Below are 16372 nucleotides of genomic sequence, written 5' to 3' on the forward strand. Positions count from 1 at the left end.
GGGCAGTGAGAGCGGGTGAGCCCGCTCCCACTGCAGCAACATTTCCCTAACCCTGTGTCAGCGCGGTAACGGCCACAAGCTGCTTGTGTCCAGCGTCTCCAGCACCAGTTCGGGTTCACGCAGCGGCAATCGCCGCAGCAGTTCTTCGGCAGCGCTCTGCGCTGTCCACATCTCCGGCATTGCCTGCGCCGGTGTCACGGGTGTCTTCAATGATTGCGGCGCCACCACCGTCAGGCTGATCTGCAGCTGGTCCAGTACCTGGCGTTGCTCGCGAAACCACTGCGCGGTGCTGTTGAAACCGCTGGAAACCTGTGTGGGCGCAAACAGCTGCGAGGCCGAATAGCGATTGAGGATCGCCATTACCTGAGGCGCTTCACCCTTGGTCAGCAGCGGCAAGGCGCTGGCCAGGCATTGTTCGCTGGCCAGCAGGTTGCTGGCAGCGATTGCCTCGAACAGCTCGGCATCAGGTATGGCGTCGGCCACATACTCACCGGTGCCGGCATTGACGATCAGGCAGTCCAGTGACCCCCAGTTGCCCAACAGCAGCTTGCTGGCTGCCTCGACCTGGTCCAGCGCCTGCAACTGGCCCGGCAGGCGCAGCAATTGCGTGCCGTAGCGTTCGCCCAGTGTGTCCAGTGCTTCACATTCCCTGCCGCTTGCGGCTACCCGGTGCCCCTCTTCGAGCAACTGTTGTACCAATGCCAGCCCTAATCCGTTAGCGGCCCCTGTCACCCAGACACTGCGAGCTCTATTCACGATACTGCCCCCTGATGCTGCCGGCGCGGAAGGCCTTTGAAGGCTTCTAATGCGCGCTGGCGACTGCTGCCGAGATCGACTATTGGATTGTGATACGAATTTGTAGCAAAAAGATCCGCAGCCTTTACTGGCTGATGAATGGCTTTATCATCCAGCGCCTGCAGTTCCGGCACCCAGTGCCGAATGAAACGCCCCTGCGGATCGAAGCGCTGAGACTGCGAAACCGGGTTGAAGATGCGGAAGTAGGGCACGGCGTCGGTGCCGGTAGACGCGCTCCACTGCCAGCCGCCGTTGTTGGCTGCCAGGTCACCGTCTATCAGGTGACGCATGAAATGCCGCTCGCCTTTGCGCCAGTCGATCAGCAGGTTCTTGCTGAGGAACATGGCGACGATCATGCGCAGGCGGTTGTGCATCCAGCCGGTATGCAGCAATTGGCGCATGGCGGCATCGATGATAGGAAAGCCGGTTCGCCCCTGTTCCCAGGCGGCGAGGTCTTCAGGTGCATCGCGCCAGGCAAGGGCTTCGGTCTGGGCGCGGAAGGCGCGGTGACGGGATACCTGTGGATAACCCACCAGGATGTGCTTGTAGAACTCCCGCCAAAGCAACTCGTTGACCCAGGTCTGGATGCCGGTGCTGCCGCTGTCGAACTCGCCACGGTTGCTGGCCAAGGCCCCGTGCAGGCATTGCCGGGGCGAAATCACCCCAGCGGCCAGGTAGGCGGAGAGCTCGCTGGTGCCGGGCTTGGCCGGGAGGTCGCGCTGGTATTGGTAGTCTTCCACCCGCTCATCGAGAAAACGCGACAGCCGTGCGTGCGCTTCGGCTTCGCCCGCTGGCCAACTCTCGCGCAAGGCACGTGGTACGGGGTCGAAGCCCTGCACATGTTCAGGTAGCGGGTCGCTGGCGATCGCCAGAGGCGCCTGGGGCTTTAGCCGTGGGGCCAGCGCGGGGAGGCTGCGGTGCAGATGCTCCAGGCAGCTTTTCTTGAATTGGCTGAAGACCTGGAAGTAGTCACCGCTGCGGGTAAGAATGGTGCCAGGGCGGAAGAACAGCTGGTCGAGGTAGCTGTGCGCCTGCACGCCTGATTGTTCCAGCCGTGCCCGCACAGCCTGGTCGCGGCGCTGTTCGTTGATGCCGTACTCGTCGTTCCAGTGCACGCTATCGATCCGATGTTGGTGGCATACTGCCATTATTGCATCTGATGCCTGATCCCACCTGTCGATCGAGCGGATCAGCAAAGGAATGTTGAGCGTGCCCAGTGCCTGGCGTAGGTCGCGCAGGTTGCGCAGCCAGAAGTCGACTTTGCACGCGGCGTCGTCGTGAGCCTGCCATTGGCCGGGGCTGAGCAACCACAGGGCGACGGTCGGGCCGCGCTCACAGGCGGCGCTCAAGGCGGTGTTGTCGTCGATGCGCAGGTCGCTGCGCAGCCAGATCAATTGCATGGTGCATTCATCTCTACAGGCCGGCGGTCATTGCCTTGAAGCAAACGCAATGCCGCCTGCGGGGTATCGAACAGGAACAGGTCGGGGAGGTCGAGGGCGTTCAGTTGGGCCTCATGCAGGGCGAGCGTGGCGCCGCCCAGCAGTTTTGCCCCCGGCGTACCCTGCAGCGTGCGCTGCAAGGCCTTGATGTCGATGCGTGGCCCCAAGTGCAGCAGCAGGGCGCGCGGTTGCAGCGCGGCGATGGCCCGTTGCAGTTGCGGGCCACCCACCGGCTGTTCAAGCACCTCGACAGGGATGCCGTTGCTGCTGAGCAGCCAGGCACACAGCCACAGCTCAGGGTCGAAGGCGCGTTCGCTGTCTTCGGCCAGCAGCACTGGCGCACCCTGCAGCAGCTGGTTGTCGTGATACACCCGGGCGCCGAGTTTGCTGCGCAGCCAGCTGTGGAAGAACACTTGCTCAAGCCGTGCATTGAAATAGTTGCGCCAGCGCAGGTCCAGGCTGTCGAGCAGGGGTAGCAGCAACTGCTCGCACAGGGTAATCGCGGGGTACAGCGCCATGGCCTGGTTGAGTTGCTGGTCGAGTGCCCGCTGCGAGAGGGTGGCGATAGCCTCGATTAACTGCGCCTGTCGCGCCTGCCAGTTGCTTTGTGGGGCGGTGCTGGCCGGTTTTTCGAGTAATTCGCGCACCTGCCCCACCGATGCGCCCCGATGCAGCCAGGCCAGGATCGCCTGCACGCGCTCGATCTGCTCAGCGCAATACAAGCGATGCCCTTTTGCGGTGCGCTGTGGCTTGAGCAGGCCGTAACGGCGCTCCCAGGCCCGCAGGGTGACCGGGTTGACGCCAGTGCGGCGAGCGAGTTCGCCGATCGCTAGCAGGGCCTCAGACGGCATTGCGCAACCCCAGGCTTTCGGGGTGTGGCTGCAGGTAGGCCTGCTGCATCAAGTATGGGTCTGGATGCTTGCGCAGGTGGTGCTTGAGCAGGGTCAGCGGTACCACCAGCGGCACCACGCCCTGTTGGTACTGGCTGATGATGGCTTGCAGTTCGGCCTTGTCCTGCTGGGTCAGGGCATCCTTGAAGTAACCGCTCAGGTGCTGCAGTACGTTGCAATGCGTGCCGCGGCTGGCACAGCGGCGCAGGGCCTGCATCAGCTGGCTGAAATAGTGTGGGCCGACCTGCTGCGGGTCGTCATCCCGGCTCATGCTGCCCAGTAGTCGCCCCAGGGTGCGGTAGGCATGGGGGTTGTTGGCCATCAGCAGGTACTTGTAGCGCGAGTGAAACCGCACCAGCGCGCCGCGGCTCAGGCCTTCGGCCAGCAGGCGCTGCCAATCGGCATAGGCGTACACGCGGCTGATGAAGTTTTCGCGCAGCACTGCGTCATGCAGGCGGCCTTCTTCCTCCACCGGCAGGTCCGGGCGAAGGTTGCAGAAGGCCTGGGCATATACACCGCGTCCGCCATGCAACGCAGGGTGGCCGTTATCCTGGTAAACCTTGACCCGCTCCAACCCGCAGGAAGGCGACTTCTGCATGAAGATATAGCCGCAGATATCGTCGAGCTCGCCGGCCATCTGCTCGCCATAGGTGCGCAGCGGGCCGGTGAGGTCCATGCCGGGGTTGCGGGTACCGACCACTTCCGGCTGCTCTGGGTCGCCTACCAGGCGAATAGGGTCGCGCGGTACACCGAGGCCGATAGCGACTTCAGGGCAAACGGGCAGCCATTCGAAGTGCGCTTCCAGTTGCGCGCGGCAAAGGTCGGATGCTTTGTGCCCACCGTTGTAGCGCACACTGTGCCCGGTCAGGCAGGCGCTGATGGCGATGCGAGGCTTGCAGTGGGCGGAAGGGGCTTGCATGGCTGTCTCCGGTAAACTTGTACGCGATATCTATTTTGTACAAGTTTATTCCAGCACAGCCTTGGCGTTATGCAAACTGATTTTTTTGTACAGGCTCAGCGCCCGTTCAGTCGAGATGCTCCAGCAGCCGGCGAGCGGCTTCCTGGCCGCTCAGCCAGGCACCCTCGACGCGCCCGGACAAGCACCAGTCGCCGCAGGCATACAGGCCTTGATCGGCATCGGCCAAGGCGCCCCACTCATGGTGGCTGGTGGGGCGTGCATACAGCCAGCGGTGGGCGAGGGCGAAGGTGGGGGCCGGCACCACGCAGCCGACCAGTTCGGCGAATTCGCCCCACAACTGCTCGATCACCTCTTCCTTGGGCAGGTCGATATGCTGCCGGCTCCAGTTCGACGTGGCATGCAGCACCCAGGTGTCGAGGTGCTCGTCACGCCCGGGCTTGCTGCGGTTGCGGGCCAGCCAGTCGAGCGGGTTGTCCTGCACGAAGCAACCTTGCATCGGGGTGTCCAGTGGCGTCTGGAAGCCCAGGGCGACGGCCCAGGTAGGCTCCATCTGCACACCGGCGGCCACGGCAGCGAGTTTGGGCGTAGAGGCCAGTAACGGCGTCGCCTGTGGCGCAGGCACAGCGATCACCACGCGGCTGAACGGGCCGTGGCTGCAGCCTTCGGTGTCTTGCAGGTGCCAGTACTGCTTGCCGCGGAACACTTCAGCGATGCGGCAGCCAAAGTTGACCGTCACATCCTTGAGCATGCCGCGGGTGATGGCGCTCATGCGCGGCACGCCTACCCAGCGAGTCTGCTCGTCCGGGGAGGGTGTGAGTTCGCCGTCGCGGTAGTTGTACAGTTGCGGCTTCCATTGCTCGGCCCAACCCGCAGCCACCCATTGCTGGACCTGATCGACGAAACGCCGGTCACGGGCAGTGAAATACTGGGCGCCGAGGTCCAGCGCGCCAGCGTCGCTGCGCTTGCTGGCCATGCGCCCGCCACTGCCGTGGCCTTTGTCGAACAAATGCACGGATTGCCCGGCCTTTTGCAGCGCCTGGGCGGCGGACAGACCGGCGATACCGGCACCGATGATGGCAATAGGTACTGTCATGATGGCCTCTTCAAACCTTGCTGTGAGCAGACTACGCTGTCAGGCAAACCTGTACAATGCACAACTTTTGTATAAGGTTATTCCGCTTTATGGAGCAGGTTGGCCTATGTTTATCCGAGAGCGTCGGGTCAAAAAAGTGCCTTGTTCTAAAAATAGACCACTGCCGCATTCTGCGAGGACACAGCCATGCATATATTGCTGACAGGCGGCACCGGTTTGATAGGCCGGCACCTGTGCCAGCTCTGGCTCGGCCAGGGCCATCGCCTTACGGTTTGGAGCCGCCAGCCCGAGCAGGTGCCGAAACTGTGCGGTAGCCAGGTGCGTGGCATCGCCCGGCTGGAAGAGCTGGAGGCAGATGACCCGTTGGATGCGGTCATCAACCTGGCCGGCGCGCCGATTGCCGATCGGCCCTGGACCGGTGCCCGGCGCAACCTGCTGTGGGCCAGCCGGGTCACCCTGACCGAGCAGTTGCTGGCTTGGCTGGGCAGCCGTGAACAGCGCCCGGAGGTACTGATCTCCGGGTCTGCGGTGGGCTGGTACGGGGATGGCGGTGAGCGCGAACTGACCGAGGCATCGCAGCCGGTCCGCGAAGATTTTGCCAGCCAGCTGTGCATCGCCTGGGAAGAAACCGCCCAGCGTTCGCAGGCACAAGGCATCAGGGTGGTGCTGGTGCGCACGGGGCTGGTGCTGGCCAGCGATGGCGGCTTTTTGTCGCGCCTGCGCCTGCCTTTCAAACTGGGGCTGGGCGGGCCGTTGGGCGATGGCCGGCAGTGGATGCCCTGGATCCATATAGACGACCAGGTCGCCCTGATTGATTTTCTCTTGCAGCACAAGGACGCCAGCGGTCCTTATAATGCCTGCGCCCCAGAGCCTGTGCGCAACCGCGAGTTCGCCAAGCGCCTGGGCCGGGCCATGCACCGGCCGGCCGTGCTGCCCGTGCCTGCACTGTTGCTCAAGGCTGGCCTTGGCGAGTTGTCGACGCTGCTGCTCGGTGGCCAGCGGGCGCGCCCGGTGCGCTTGCTGGCGGCAGGGTTCACCTTCCGTTTCAACGATCTGCAATCGGCCCTGGACGACTTGTCCAGCCGCCTCTGACAAAGGACGCTGCATGACTGATCACGCCCTGCTGCTGGTCAACCTGGGTTCCCCGGCCTCCACTTCGGTGGCCGATGTACGCCGTTACCTCAACCAGTTCCTGATGGACCCGTACGTGATCGACCTGCCCTGGCCGGTGCGGCGCTTGCTGGTGTCGCTGATCCTGATCAAGCGCCCGGAACAGTCGGCGCACGCCTACGCCTCCATCTGGTGGGAGGACGGTTCGCCACTGGTGGTGCTGACCCGCCGTCTGCAGGCTGCGATGGTCGAGCACTGGCCCCATGGCCCGGTGGAGATGGCCATGCGCTATGGCCAGCCGGCATTGCCCGAGGTGCTCGAGCGCCTGGCCGCCCAGGGCGTGCGCACGGTTACCCTGGCACCGCTTTATCCACAGTTTGCCGACAGTACGGTCACCACGGTGGTCGAGCAGGCGAAGCAGACCATCAGCGAACGCCAGCTGCCGCTGCAGATGCGTGTGCTGCAGCCGTTCTACGATCATCCCGACTACATCGACGCGCTGGTGGCCAGTGCCAGGCCCTATCTGGAGCAGGATTACGACCATCTGTTGCTGAGTTTCCATGGGTTGCCGGAGCGGCACCTGAAGAAGCTCGACCCTACCGGCACGCATGACTTCCAAGCGGCGGACTGCTGCAAGGACGCCAGCGCCGAGATGCGCGCCGTGTGTTATCGCGGTCAGTGCCTGGCCACGGCCAAGGCGTTTGCCCAGAAGATGGGCATCCCTGACGGCAAGTGGTCGGTGTCGTTCCAGTCGCGCTTGGGCCGGGCCAAGTGGATCGAACCTTATACCGAGTCGCGGCTGGATGAGCTGGGCAAGGCGGGGGTGAAGAAGCTGCTGGTGATGTGCCCGGCGTTCGTTGCCGATTGCATCGAGACGCTGGAAGAGATTGGCGACCGCGGCAAGGAGCAGTTCCTCGAGGCGGGGGGCGAGGAGTTGGTGCTGGTGCCGTGCCTGAATGATCACCCGGAGTGGGTGCGGGTGTTGGCGGGGATGTGCGAAAAGGCTTGAATGGAAAGGGCCGCATTGCGGCCCTTTGCGAGCGGTCCGGCAAGGCCGCTCTTACACATCCAGCTTCTTGTTCTTCCAGCCGTCATTGCCCGGCAGAATGAGGTTCAGGGCAATGGCCACTACGGCGCACAGGGAAATACCCTTGAGGCCCCAGTCGTCCGGGCCGTCACCGCTGCCGATCAAGACCCCGCCAATGCCGAACACCAGGGTCACCGAAACGATCACCAGGTTGCGCGCTTCGGCCAGGTCGATCTTGTGGCGGATCATGGTGTTCATGCCCACCGCCGCGATCGAACCGAACAGCAGGCACAGAATACCGCCCATGACCGGTACCGGAATGCTCTGCAGCAGCGCGCCGAACTTGCCGATGAAGGCCAGGGTGATAGCAAAGATCGCCGCCCAGGTCATGATCTTCGGGTTGTAGTTCTTGGTCAGCATCACCGCACCGGTCACTTCGGCGTAGGTGGTGTTGGGCGGGCCACCGAACAGGCCGGCAGCCGTGGTCGCCAGGCCATCACCCAGCAAGGTGCGATGCAGGCCGGGCTTTTTCAGGTAGTCGCGGCCGGTCACGCTGCCCACGGCGATCACCCCGCCGATGTGTTCGATCGCCGGTGCCAACGCCACCGGCACGATGAACAGGATGGCCTGCCAGTTGAACGCCGGCGCGGTGAAGTTGGGGATCTCCAGCCAAGGCGCGGCGGCAATCTTGGCGGTGTCGACCACACCGAAGGCGAACGCCAGGGCAAAGCCCACCAGCACGCCGGAGATGATCGGTACCAGGCGGAAGATGCCCTTGCCGAACACCGCAACGATCAAGGTGGTCAGCAGCGCCGGCATCGAGATCAGCATGGCGGTCTGGTAAGGCATCAGCGCAGCACCATCACCGCCCTTGCCCATGGCCATGTTGGCGGCGATCGGTGCCATGGCCAGGCCGATCGAGATGATCACCGGGCCAATCACCACGGGCGGCAGCATGCGGTCGATGAAACCGGTGCCTTTGATTTTGACCATCAGCCCCATGAAGGTGTAGACGAAGCCTGCGGCCATCACGCCGCCCATGGTCTCGGCCAGGCCGAACTGGCCCTTGGCAAGGATGATCGGGGTGATGAAGGCAAAGCTCGACGCCAGGAACACCGGCACCTGGCGGCCAGTGACCAGCTGGAACAGCAGCGTGCCGATGCCGGCAGTGAACAGCGCGACGTTCGGGTCGAGGCCGGTGATCAGTGGCATCAGCACCAGCGCGCCAAATGCCACGAAGAGCATCTGCGCGCCCGAAACGACCTGGCGCCAGAGCGGGTCGTTGAAGCCGTCCTGCATGGTCAGGCGTCCTTTTGCTTGGTGCCGAAGATCTTGTCGCCGGCATCACCCAGGCCCGGCACGATGTAGCCGTGCTCGTTGAGGCGCTGGTCGATCGAGGCGGTGTAGATCTGTACGTCGGGGTGGGCTTTTTCCACCACGTCGATACCTTCCGGTGCTGCGACCAGGACCATGGCGCGGATTTCCTTGCAGCCAGCCTTTTTCAGCAGGTCGATGGTGGCGACCATCGAGGCGCCGGTGGCCAGCATCGGGTCGATGATCAAGGCCAGGCGCTGGTTGATATCCGGCGCGAGCTTTTCCAGGTAGGTGTGGGCTTCGAGGGTTTCCTCGTTGCGCGCGACGCCAACGGCACTGACCTTGGCACCCGGAATCAGGCTGAGCACGCCGTCGAGCATGCCGATACCGGCGCGCAGGATCGGCACCACGGTAATCTTCTTGCCGGCGATTTTTTCGACCTGCACCTTGCCGCACCAGCCGTCGATCTCGTAGGTTTCCAGCGGCAGGTCTTGAGTGGCTTCATAGGTCAGGAGCGCGCCGACTTCCTGGGCGAGTTCGCGAAAATTCTTGGTGCTGATGTCGGCACGGCGCATGAGGCCGAGCTTGTGGCGGATCAGCGGATGGCGGATCTCACGAGTGGGCATAGGGGGGGCTCCGAAAGGCGGGCAAAAAAACCGCGCTAGATTAATCTATTCAACCTGTGCTGTCGTGTAGTCCTTTTGGACGTTAGTCCATAAATGCTTGATCTGTGACGAGCGGATGCGTACCTTTGCCCGCTTTTCCAAAATACCCCCGGAGAGCGCAATGTCCGCCGATCTCGAGCACATCCGTCAAGTCATGCGCGAAGCTGACTGTCTGTACAACGAAGCCGAAGTCGAAGCGGCCATCGCCAAGGTCGGCGAGCAGATCTGCAAAGACCTGCACGACAAGAACCCGGTGGTCTTCTGCGTGATGAATGGCGGCCTGATTTTCACCGGCAAACTGCTGACTCACCTGCAGTTCCCGCTGGAAGCGTCGTACCTGCACGCCACCCGCTACCGCAACCAGACCAGCGGCGGCGAGCTGTTCTGGAAGGCCAAGCCTGAAGTTTCGTTCATCGACCGTGACGTGCTGATCGTCGACGACATCCTCGACGAAGGCCACACCCTCAGCGCCATCATCGAGTTCTGCAAGCATGCCGGCGCTCGTTCGGTGCACACCGCAGTGCTGATCGACAAGGACCACGACCGCAAGGCCAGCCCGGACCTCAAGGCCAACTACGTGGGCCTGCCGTGCGTCGATCGCTACATCTTCGGCTATGGCATGGATTACAAAGGCTACTGGCGCAACGCCAACGGCATCTTCGCCGTCAAGGGGCTGTGACCATGCGCCAGCCCGCGTTCATCGACCAATCGCTGTTCGCTGGGCTGGCGCAAAAGGCTGCCGCCAACCCTCGTGGGCGGCAGCACCACAATTTCCACGACATGGAAGAGCCCTGCCACCGCATGGCGGTCGGGTTGCAACCGAGCACGTACATCCCGCCGCATCGGCATCTTAATGACGACAAGGCCGAAGCACTGATCGTGCTCAAGGGGCGCCTGGGCCTGCTGATTTTCGATGAACAGGGCGCGCTGACCGACAAGCGTGTGCTGCAGGCTGGCGGTGACTGCCTGGGCGTGGACCTGGCACCCGGTACCTACCATGGGTTGGTGGTGCTGGAGCCAGACAGCATCTTGTTCGAGTGCAAGGCCGGGCCGTATCGGCCGGTGGGCGAGGGCGAGCATGCGCACTGGGCGCCACGCGAAGGCGAAGCGGGCGTGGCCGAGTACCAGGCCTGGATGCGCGCGCAGTTCGATTGAGCGGCGGCTCCGGTACAGGCTGAACACAGCATGCTAGAGTGCCTGTTCATGCCAAGGAGCCTCACATGCGTGCGATTGTTCCCCTCCTGCTGGCGGTCAGCCTGCCGCTTGGTGCAGCACCGCTGCACAGCCAGTTTCTGCCGCCCGATGACCTGTCGTTGCGCCAGGAAGCGCCGACCGGTCAGCAACTGCTGCAGGTGACCGATTATTCGGTCGTTGTAGGTGCCCAGCGCCAGTCCGACCAGCAGCCGATCCCGATCACCGCCTCGTTGCAGATGCGCCTCAAGGGCAAGCCGCTGAGCAAGGGCGCCACCCTTGCCCAGGTGCTGCTGACCTTCGATGGCGAGCCCGGCAAAAGCTTGAAAAAACCGGTCTATGACGAAAAAAACCGCACCTTGAGCCTCAATTACCCGGTCAGCGATTACCGCGTGATCATGGACCTTTTGCGCAGCGAGACGCTCTATGTGCAGTTTTTGACCTATGGCAACGGCCATATCTGGGCCGACCTGCACACCGGGACCGTACGTACGCGTTGAGGCGCGCGCCCTGCGGGGGGTAAACTGCCGGCCTTCGAAATTCCGTGATGGTCCAGTTGGAGTCGGCAATGCGTAAAGACAAGAAACAGGTAATCGGTGACGAAATCAGCGACGACTACATCAAGGCGTTCCTTCAGTTCGAACCGGCCGATGGCGTGACTTCGCCTTCTCAGCACAAGCTGATCAAGGCCTACCGTGGTCTGCGCATCGACGACTTCGAGCGTTTCGTCCGCTTCTTCGTCGAAGCTGGCCTGGACCTGGATGGCAAGGACGAGCACGGCAAGACCTTTGTCGAGGCGATCGCCGACCAGCGCGGTGCGCCGGAGTACATCGAGGTCATCGAAAAAGCCCGGGGCTGATGTGTAGCCTGTATCGCAGGCACAAAAAAACGCCCCGAGGGGCGTTTTTTCGTTTCAGCCAGCTCAGGCGTAATGCTGGGCCGGGCTGTCTTCTACCAGTTCCAGGGCCGCATCGTTGTCGGCACTGATCTTGCGGTACAGCGCAGCATCGGTTGCCAAAGTCTTCTCGCGAGCCGGGAAGATCTCCTTGAGCTTGGCAGCCCAGGCACCTTTGGCCTGCTCGGGGAAGCAGCGCTCGATCAGTTCGAGCATGATCGAAACGGTGACCGAAGCACCCGGCGATGCGCCGAGCAGCGCCGCCAGGCTGCCGTCCTGAGCCGAGACCAGCTCGGTACCGAACTGCAGAATGCCGCCTTTTTTCGGGTCTTTCTTGATGATCTGCACGCGTTGGCCGGCCACTTCCAGGCGCCAGTCTTCGGCTTTAGCCTGCGGATAGAAGCGACGCAGGGATTCCAGGCGTTGCTCCATCGACTGCATCACTTCACTGACCAGGTACTTGGTCAGGTCCATGTTGTCGCGGGCCACGGCCAGCATCGGGCCGATGTTGCCCATGCGTACCGACAGCGGCAGGTCCATCAACGAGCCATGCTTGAGGAACTTGGTGGTAAAGCCGGCGTAAGGGCCGAACAGCAACGAGGTCTTGCCGTCCACCACGCGGGTATCCAGGTGCGGCACCGACATCGGTGGCGCGCCGACTGCGGCCTGGCTGTAGACCTTGGCCTGGTGCAGTTTGACGATTTCCGGGTTGTCGCAGCGCAACCACTGGCCGCTGACCGGGAAGCCGCCGAAGCCTTTGCTCTCGGGAATGCCGGAAAGCTGCAGCAGCGGCAGGGCCGCGCCGCCGGCGCCGAGGAACACGAAGCGGGCGTCGACTTCACGGCTGCCGCCGCTGTTGACGTCCTTGATGCTCACGGTCCAGCCGCTGCCGTTACGGCGCAGGCCGACGACTTTCTTGCTGTACTTGACCTGCGTGTCCGGGGTGTCGGCCAGCAGCTTGAGCATCTTGTTGGTCAGCGCGCCGAAGTTGACGTCGGTGCCTTTCGCCACGCGGGTGGCGGCGATGTGCTGGTCGGCCGGGCGGCCGGGCATCATCAGCGGCATCCAGTCCTTCATCACGGCCTTGTCTTCGGTGTATTCCATCTCGGTGAAGGCGTGATGCTGCTTGAGCAGCTCGAAGCGCTTCTTGAGGAAGGACACACCCTTTTCACCTTCGACGTAGCTCAGGTGCGGGACAGGGTTGATGAAAGCACGCGCCGAGCCGAAGTTGCTCTTCTTGCTCAGGTAGGCCCAGAACTGGCGCGAGACCTCGAACTGGGTGTTGATGTGCACGGCCTTCTTGATGTCGATGCTGCCATCGGCGGCCTGGGGCGTGTAGTTAAGCTCGCACAGGCCAGCGTGGCCGGTACCTGCGTTGTTCCAGGGGTTGGAGCTTTCCGCGGCCCCGGAGTCCATCGCCTCGACGACCTCAAGCTTCAGGGTCGGGTCGAGCTCCTTGAGCAGTACGGCCAGGGTGGCACTCATGATGCCCGCGCCTACCAGTACTACATCAACCGATTCGTTCTGCGCCATTTAACGCGTCTCCACAATCTACAGCTACCTAATTGACAGCATAGGACCTGGGTTTGCCAGGATCGCCATGTCCGACTTTTCGCAGTTCTTGCAACTTCCGCGGACACCGCCAATCAGTCTTCGGGTTCAGGTATTGAACCCCGTTTGCCACAGGTGCGGCAATTCGACTTATGGTCAAGGTGTCGTGCGTGCGTTATGGAGCGGCCTCAGATACTCATCCGGGATGAGCGCAGTTGCCGCCTGTTCAGGGCTGTTCGGGACACATCTGCTGCTTTTGCACATGCCAGACTGTTCATTTGCTCGCCACACTCTCGTGAAGTTGTGAAAAACCGTTTTTTCACGCTCTTTTGGAGACGTGAACCTCAAAAGGGGACTGCGCGATGGCAACCCACAGGTTCATGCAGTGCGAAGGGCCGGAAAAGCAGGCACGACAGCCGATGCAAGACCTGAGTGGAAGGCTCTCTGTGGGCGAAGCGGTGAAGGTGCCGGGGTCAAGCGGCAAATGCGGGGCCCGATCAGGAGACGTCCTTATAATCGGGGGGAGATTATAGCGATGTCGCGGGCAGAAAGGTCGTTATTCGTGGTTTTTATTGCAGCGTTTGTCAGGCCGGCAGGCTGCGTTGATGCCAACGGTTGTTTGCGCGCGCGCAAACCCGAGCGCTGGCGGGCAATTGGCGGCCCAGCCAGGCGAGCTGCACTTCGCTGACCTGCACCCAGCCACTGCCGCTTGGCGGCTGGCTGCAGTGCTTGAACGCCAGGCATTTGCCGTCAGCGTCGAGGTGGGCATAGGGGCGGTGGCGCGGGCGTTGGAAGAGCAGGGTCCAGAGCGAGGCCATGGCGGTGAGTCCTGTGTGTTAGGGCTGGGCCAAGGATAACGGCAGGGGCATGAAACGATTGTGACAGCGCAGCCTTGGCGATGACTGGCCTGTGCGAGGCTGGGTATACTGTGCGCCTTAGCCGCATTTTCTGGAGAAACGCGCATGTTGCAACGTCTGTTGTTCGGTTTGATCGCCGTGGCCAGCCTCAGCCTGGTCGGATGTGCCCACAGCCCGCAACAACTCAGCCCGCAACCCAAGCTCACCGCCCAGCTCGCACCTGTCGGCCATGGTCAGCCGGTGGTGGTCAAGGTGGTTGATGGTCGGGCTTCGCAGTCCCTGGGCACTCGCGGTGGCATGTACCCCGAGACCAGCACCATCAGCGTCAGTGGCAATGATGTGCTGCCCAAGCTGCAGGCCCAGGCCGAAGCCGCTGTACGCCTGCTCGGTTTCACCCCGACGCCGAACGCTAACAATGCGCCGCAACTGACCGTGACCCTGGCCGAGCTGAAATACCAGTCGCCCAAGGACAACCTGTACGTGACCGAGGCCACCATCGGCGCCACCTTCCGTGCCGACGTGGCCAACGCCAACCGCCGCTACAGCGGCCGTTACGGCGCTTCGCTGGATCAGCGCTTCGGCATGGCGCCGAACCAGGAAACCAACACCAAGCTGGTCAGCGATGTGCTGAGCGATGCCCTGACCCGCCTGTTCAAAGACCCGACCATCGGGCAGGTGCTGGCCGAGTAAGCGTTCAGTTGCCTTACAAAAAACCCGCTGCCTGGCAGCGGGTTTTTTGTTGGCGGCTGCGGGCTTCAGGCCGCCTGGATGTGGAAATCCAGCACGCTGAAACCGGTGGCAACATCCACCTCTGGCAAGTCTTCATGAGCATGCCCGCCCAATGCGCAATAGACCAGCCACTGCCGGTCTTGCACATTGATGGCGAAACCGTCGATCAACGCCTGTTGTTCGTCGCTCTGGGCAACGAGATAGAGGCGGTCCTGGTTTTCGGCGTGCAGCATGAACAAGCTCCGGATCGGGGAAAGGCCGACAGGGTGGCCTGTTCTGATGACGAGCATGTGACAGATGAAATTTAGTGACACTTTGTCGCGCAGGCCGGGCGCCTGGGTCGGACTTGGGTAGAATGCCGGCCTTCGCTGTCGTTCAAACCGAGGTTGCGTGATGTCGTTGCAAGTGCTCTGGGGGTTTCTGGCCGCCCATCCCACCAAGCTGATCAACCTGCTGGCATTGCTGATGACCTGCCCAGGCGGCCTGCTGCTGCACAGCGCACGGCGGCGCGAGGCGGTCACGCGTGAAAGCCTGGCGGTGGATGAAGGGGTGGTGGATGCGTTTGACCTGAGGGTGCCGCGTTACTTCTATATTCTCGGGTTTTCGTGCCTGGCCCTGGCGCTGTTGTTGTCCTGGTTCAGTACCTGGGTCTGAGAACCTGGGGCCGCAGAGCAGCCCCAAGGTTGATCAGGCGACCGGTGCCTGCTGCCTGACCTGGTACTGGTTGCGCACCGGCGTCGCATACTGCAACACCAGGTACGGCCGCTGCTCTTCGGGGCATGCCTCCAGGCGCCGCTGCCATTCTTCCTTGGCCCGCGACAACTCTTCGGCCGGGAACACCTTCTCGGCACTCGGCACCTGCAGTGCCTCATCCTTTTCGTCCCACATCGCGTAGGCCAGGTAGTGCACCGGGAACAGCCGGTAGCCGCCGAGGATCTGCCGGTCGATTTCGGCTGCCAGCTGCTTGGTGTCTTCGAAGTATTCGGTCACCGGCGCTGCAAAGTTGATGTGCACACGGCCTTTGTAACCAGTGATGCCTTTGGCGATGCTGTTGTCGTCTTCGCCCGGCGCCTTCTTGTAGGTGCCGGTGGTGGCGCGGATGTACAGCTCACGGGCCTTGGCCTGGTCGCAGGGGTCGTACTCGTAGCTGATCGACACCGGCGTCAGGTTAAGGCTCTGAATGACCGCGCCGAACGGTTCGTCCTTGCGGCTCATGTGGAACATCTTGAGGATCGCCGAGTCGGTGCGGTCGTCACCGTCCTTGGCGCGGCCTTCGGCCTGGGCGATCCAGATCGACGCAACATCGTTGCGGATCGAGTGGTTGATGTAGGCCGAGAGCAGTTGGTAGGCCGCCAGCTTTTCGCGACGACCGCTGAGCGAGCGGTGCACGATGAAGCTCTTGTTCAGGCGCATCATGTCGCTGACGAAAGGCTTTTGCAGCAGGTTGTCACCGATGGCGATGCGTGGGGTCGGCAGGCCGGCGTGGTACACGGCGTAGTTGACGAAGGCCGGGTCCATGACGATGTCGCGGTGGTTGGCCAGGAACAGGTATGCGGTGCCGGCCTTGAGCTGCTCGACGCCCGAGTAGGTGACCCCGTCAGTGGCGCGTTCGATGGTTTGATCGACGTAGTACTCGACTTTGTCCTGCAAGGTCGAGACGCAGGTGACGCCGGCGAACTCCTTGCGCAGGCGACGGGCGATCAGCGGCTTGAGCAGCCATCCGAGGGGGCCAGCCGCACGCGGGAAGCGGAAGTGGGTGAGGATATCGAGGAATGCCGGGTCGCTGAGCAGGCGTGCCAGCACGGCAGGGACCTCAGCGTCGTCGTACGGTCGGATGGCATCGAATTCGCCCATCATGCTCTCTTGTTGGAAACGGCTAGGGTAATAAGGTAGGGAC

19 protein-coding genes are annotated in these 16372 nt (G+C 62.7%); 8 read left to right on the forward strand and 11 right to left on the reverse strand.

Features of this window, described 5'->3' with window-relative positions; translation table 11 throughout:
* Positions 1-57: 57 nt before the first annotated feature.
* From NP534_RS06395 to NP534_RS06415, 5 genes are all read right to left on the reverse strand, one after another.
* A complete protein-coding gene (locus NP534_RS06395) occupies positions 58-756 on the reverse strand; it encodes an SDR family oxidoreductase (protein WP_443201074.1) in 699 nt (232 codons plus the stop codon).
* Entirely contained in the window at positions 753-2195 is a 1443-nt protein-coding gene (gene phrB / locus NP534_RS06400; RefSeq protein WP_274098176.1) for a deoxyribodipyrimidine photo-lyase, read from the reverse strand. Before phrB ends, NP534_RS06395 begins: the two co-directional genes overlap by 4 nt.
* The gene (locus NP534_RS06405) at positions 2186-3085 is read right to left on the reverse strand and encodes a MerR family transcriptional regulator (protein WP_274098177.1); all 900 of its coding nucleotides are present in this window, start codon (positions 3083-3085) and stop codon (positions 2186-2188) included. The genes phrB and NP534_RS06405 overlap by 10 nt, the downstream gene beginning before the upstream one ends.
* Positions 3075-4043 (reverse strand): YbgA family protein, encoded by a 969-nt coding sequence (locus NP534_RS06410; protein WP_274098178.1) that lies wholly within the window; start codon positions 4041-4043, stop codon positions 3075-3077. Before NP534_RS06410 ends, NP534_RS06405 begins: the two co-directional genes overlap by 11 nt.
* A gap of 106 nt (positions 4044-4149) precedes the next feature.
* Positions 4150-5136, reverse strand: a complete 987-nt coding sequence (locus tag NP534_RS06415) for an NAD(P)/FAD-dependent oxidoreductase (protein WP_274098179.1) — start codon at positions 5134-5136, stop codon at positions 4150-4152.
* Between the two features lie 186 nt (positions 5137-5322).
* Between NP534_RS06415 and NP534_RS06420 the strand changes: the two genes are divergently transcribed.
* On the forward strand, positions 5323-6228 hold the full coding sequence (locus tag NP534_RS06420) for a TIGR01777 family oxidoreductase (protein ID WP_274098180.1): 906 nt from the start codon (positions 5323-5325) through the stop codon (positions 6226-6228).
* Positions 6229-6241: 13 nt separating this feature from the next.
* On the forward strand, positions 6242-7255 hold the full coding sequence (gene hemH, locus NP534_RS06425; protein WP_274098181.1) for a ferrochelatase: 1014 nt from the start codon (positions 6242-6244) through the stop codon (positions 7253-7255).
* A 51-nt stretch (positions 7256-7306) separates the two neighbouring features.
* Here hemH and NP534_RS06430 read toward each other — a convergent pair whose 3' ends face one another.
* Together NP534_RS06430 and upp are read right to left on the reverse strand one after the other, a co-directional pair.
* Positions 7307-8572, reverse strand: a complete 1266-nt coding sequence (locus NP534_RS06430; protein ID WP_033701311.1) for a uracil-xanthine permease family protein — start codon at positions 8570-8572, stop codon at positions 7307-7309.
* A 2-nt stretch (positions 8573-8574) separates the two neighbouring features.
* Entirely contained in the window at positions 8575-9213 is a 639-nt protein-coding gene (gene upp, locus NP534_RS06435) for a uracil phosphoribosyltransferase (protein ID WP_033701309.1), read from the reverse strand.
* 160 nt (positions 9214-9373) lie between these two features.
* On the opposite strand from upp, the gene NP534_RS06440 reads away from it, so the two are divergent.
* The 4 genes from NP534_RS06440 to NP534_RS06455 all read left to right on the forward strand — a co-directional run bounded on the left by NP534_RS06440 (position 9374) and on the right by NP534_RS06455 (position 11302).
* Positions 9374-9931: a hypoxanthine-guanine phosphoribosyltransferase gene (locus NP534_RS06440; protein ID WP_033701308.1), complete on the forward strand. Its 558-nt coding sequence runs from the start codon at positions 9374-9376 to the stop codon at positions 9929-9931.
* A gap of 2 nt (positions 9932-9933) precedes the next feature.
* A complete protein-coding gene (locus NP534_RS06445) occupies positions 9934-10407 on the forward strand; it encodes a WbuC family cupin fold metalloprotein (RefSeq protein WP_274098182.1) in 474 nt (157 codons plus the stop codon).
* 65 nt (positions 10408-10472) lie between these two features.
* Positions 10473-10943 (forward strand): hypothetical protein, encoded by a 471-nt coding sequence (locus NP534_RS06450; RefSeq protein ID WP_274098183.1) that lies wholly within the window; start codon positions 10473-10475, stop codon positions 10941-10943.
* A 68-nt stretch (positions 10944-11011) separates the two neighbouring features.
* The gene (locus NP534_RS06455) at positions 11012-11302 is read left to right on the forward strand and encodes a PA4642 family protein (RefSeq protein WP_274098184.1); all 291 of its coding nucleotides are present in this window, start codon (positions 11012-11014) and stop codon (positions 11300-11302) included.
* A gap of 63 nt (positions 11303-11365) precedes the next feature.
* Here the strand turns inward: NP534_RS06455 and mqo are convergent, their stop codons facing one another.
* Both mqo and NP534_RS06465 read right to left on the reverse strand, forming a co-directional pair.
* On the reverse strand, positions 11366-12871 hold the full coding sequence (gene mqo / locus NP534_RS06460; RefSeq protein WP_033701303.1) for a malate dehydrogenase (quinone): 1506 nt from the start codon (positions 12869-12871) through the stop codon (positions 11366-11368).
* 602 nt (positions 12872-13473) lie between these two features.
* Entirely contained in the window at positions 13474-13707 is a 234-nt protein-coding gene (locus NP534_RS06465; RefSeq protein WP_033701301.1) for a hypothetical protein, read from the reverse strand.
* A 144-nt stretch (positions 13708-13851) separates the two neighbouring features.
* Here NP534_RS06465 and NP534_RS06470 point away from each other — a divergent pair, with 144 nt between their 5' ends.
* Positions 13852-14436: a YajG family lipoprotein gene (locus tag NP534_RS06470; RefSeq protein ID WP_274098185.1), complete on the forward strand. Its 585-nt coding sequence runs from the start codon at positions 13852-13854 to the stop codon at positions 14434-14436.
* A 65-nt stretch (positions 14437-14501) separates the two neighbouring features.
* On the opposite strand, the gene NP534_RS06475 is transcribed toward NP534_RS06470, so the two are convergent.
* Entirely contained in the window at positions 14502-14708 is a 207-nt protein-coding gene (locus NP534_RS06475) for a hypothetical protein (protein ID WP_033701299.1), read from the reverse strand.
* Between the two features lie 160 nt (positions 14709-14868).
* On the opposite strand from NP534_RS06475, the gene NP534_RS06480 reads away from it, so the two are divergent.
* Complete coding sequence (locus NP534_RS06480; protein ID WP_274098186.1) at positions 14869-15129, forward strand: hypothetical protein; 261 nt, start codon at positions 14869-14871, stop codon at positions 15127-15129.
* 33 nt (positions 15130-15162) lie between these two features.
* On the opposite strand, the gene NP534_RS06485 is transcribed toward NP534_RS06480, so the two are convergent.
* Positions 15163-16332, reverse strand: coding sequence for a 1-acyl-sn-glycerol-3-phosphate acyltransferase (locus tag NP534_RS06485; RefSeq protein WP_274098187.1), 1170 nt, complete (start codon positions 16330-16332; stop codon positions 15163-15165).
* Positions 16333-16372 lie beyond the last annotated feature (40 nt).

Source organism: Pseudomonas sp. 39004, from assembly GCF_028682155.1.
In the GTDB taxonomy this organism is placed as follows: Bacteria; Pseudomonadota; Gammaproteobacteria; order Pseudomonadales; family Pseudomonadaceae; genus Aquipseudomonas; species Aquipseudomonas capeferrum.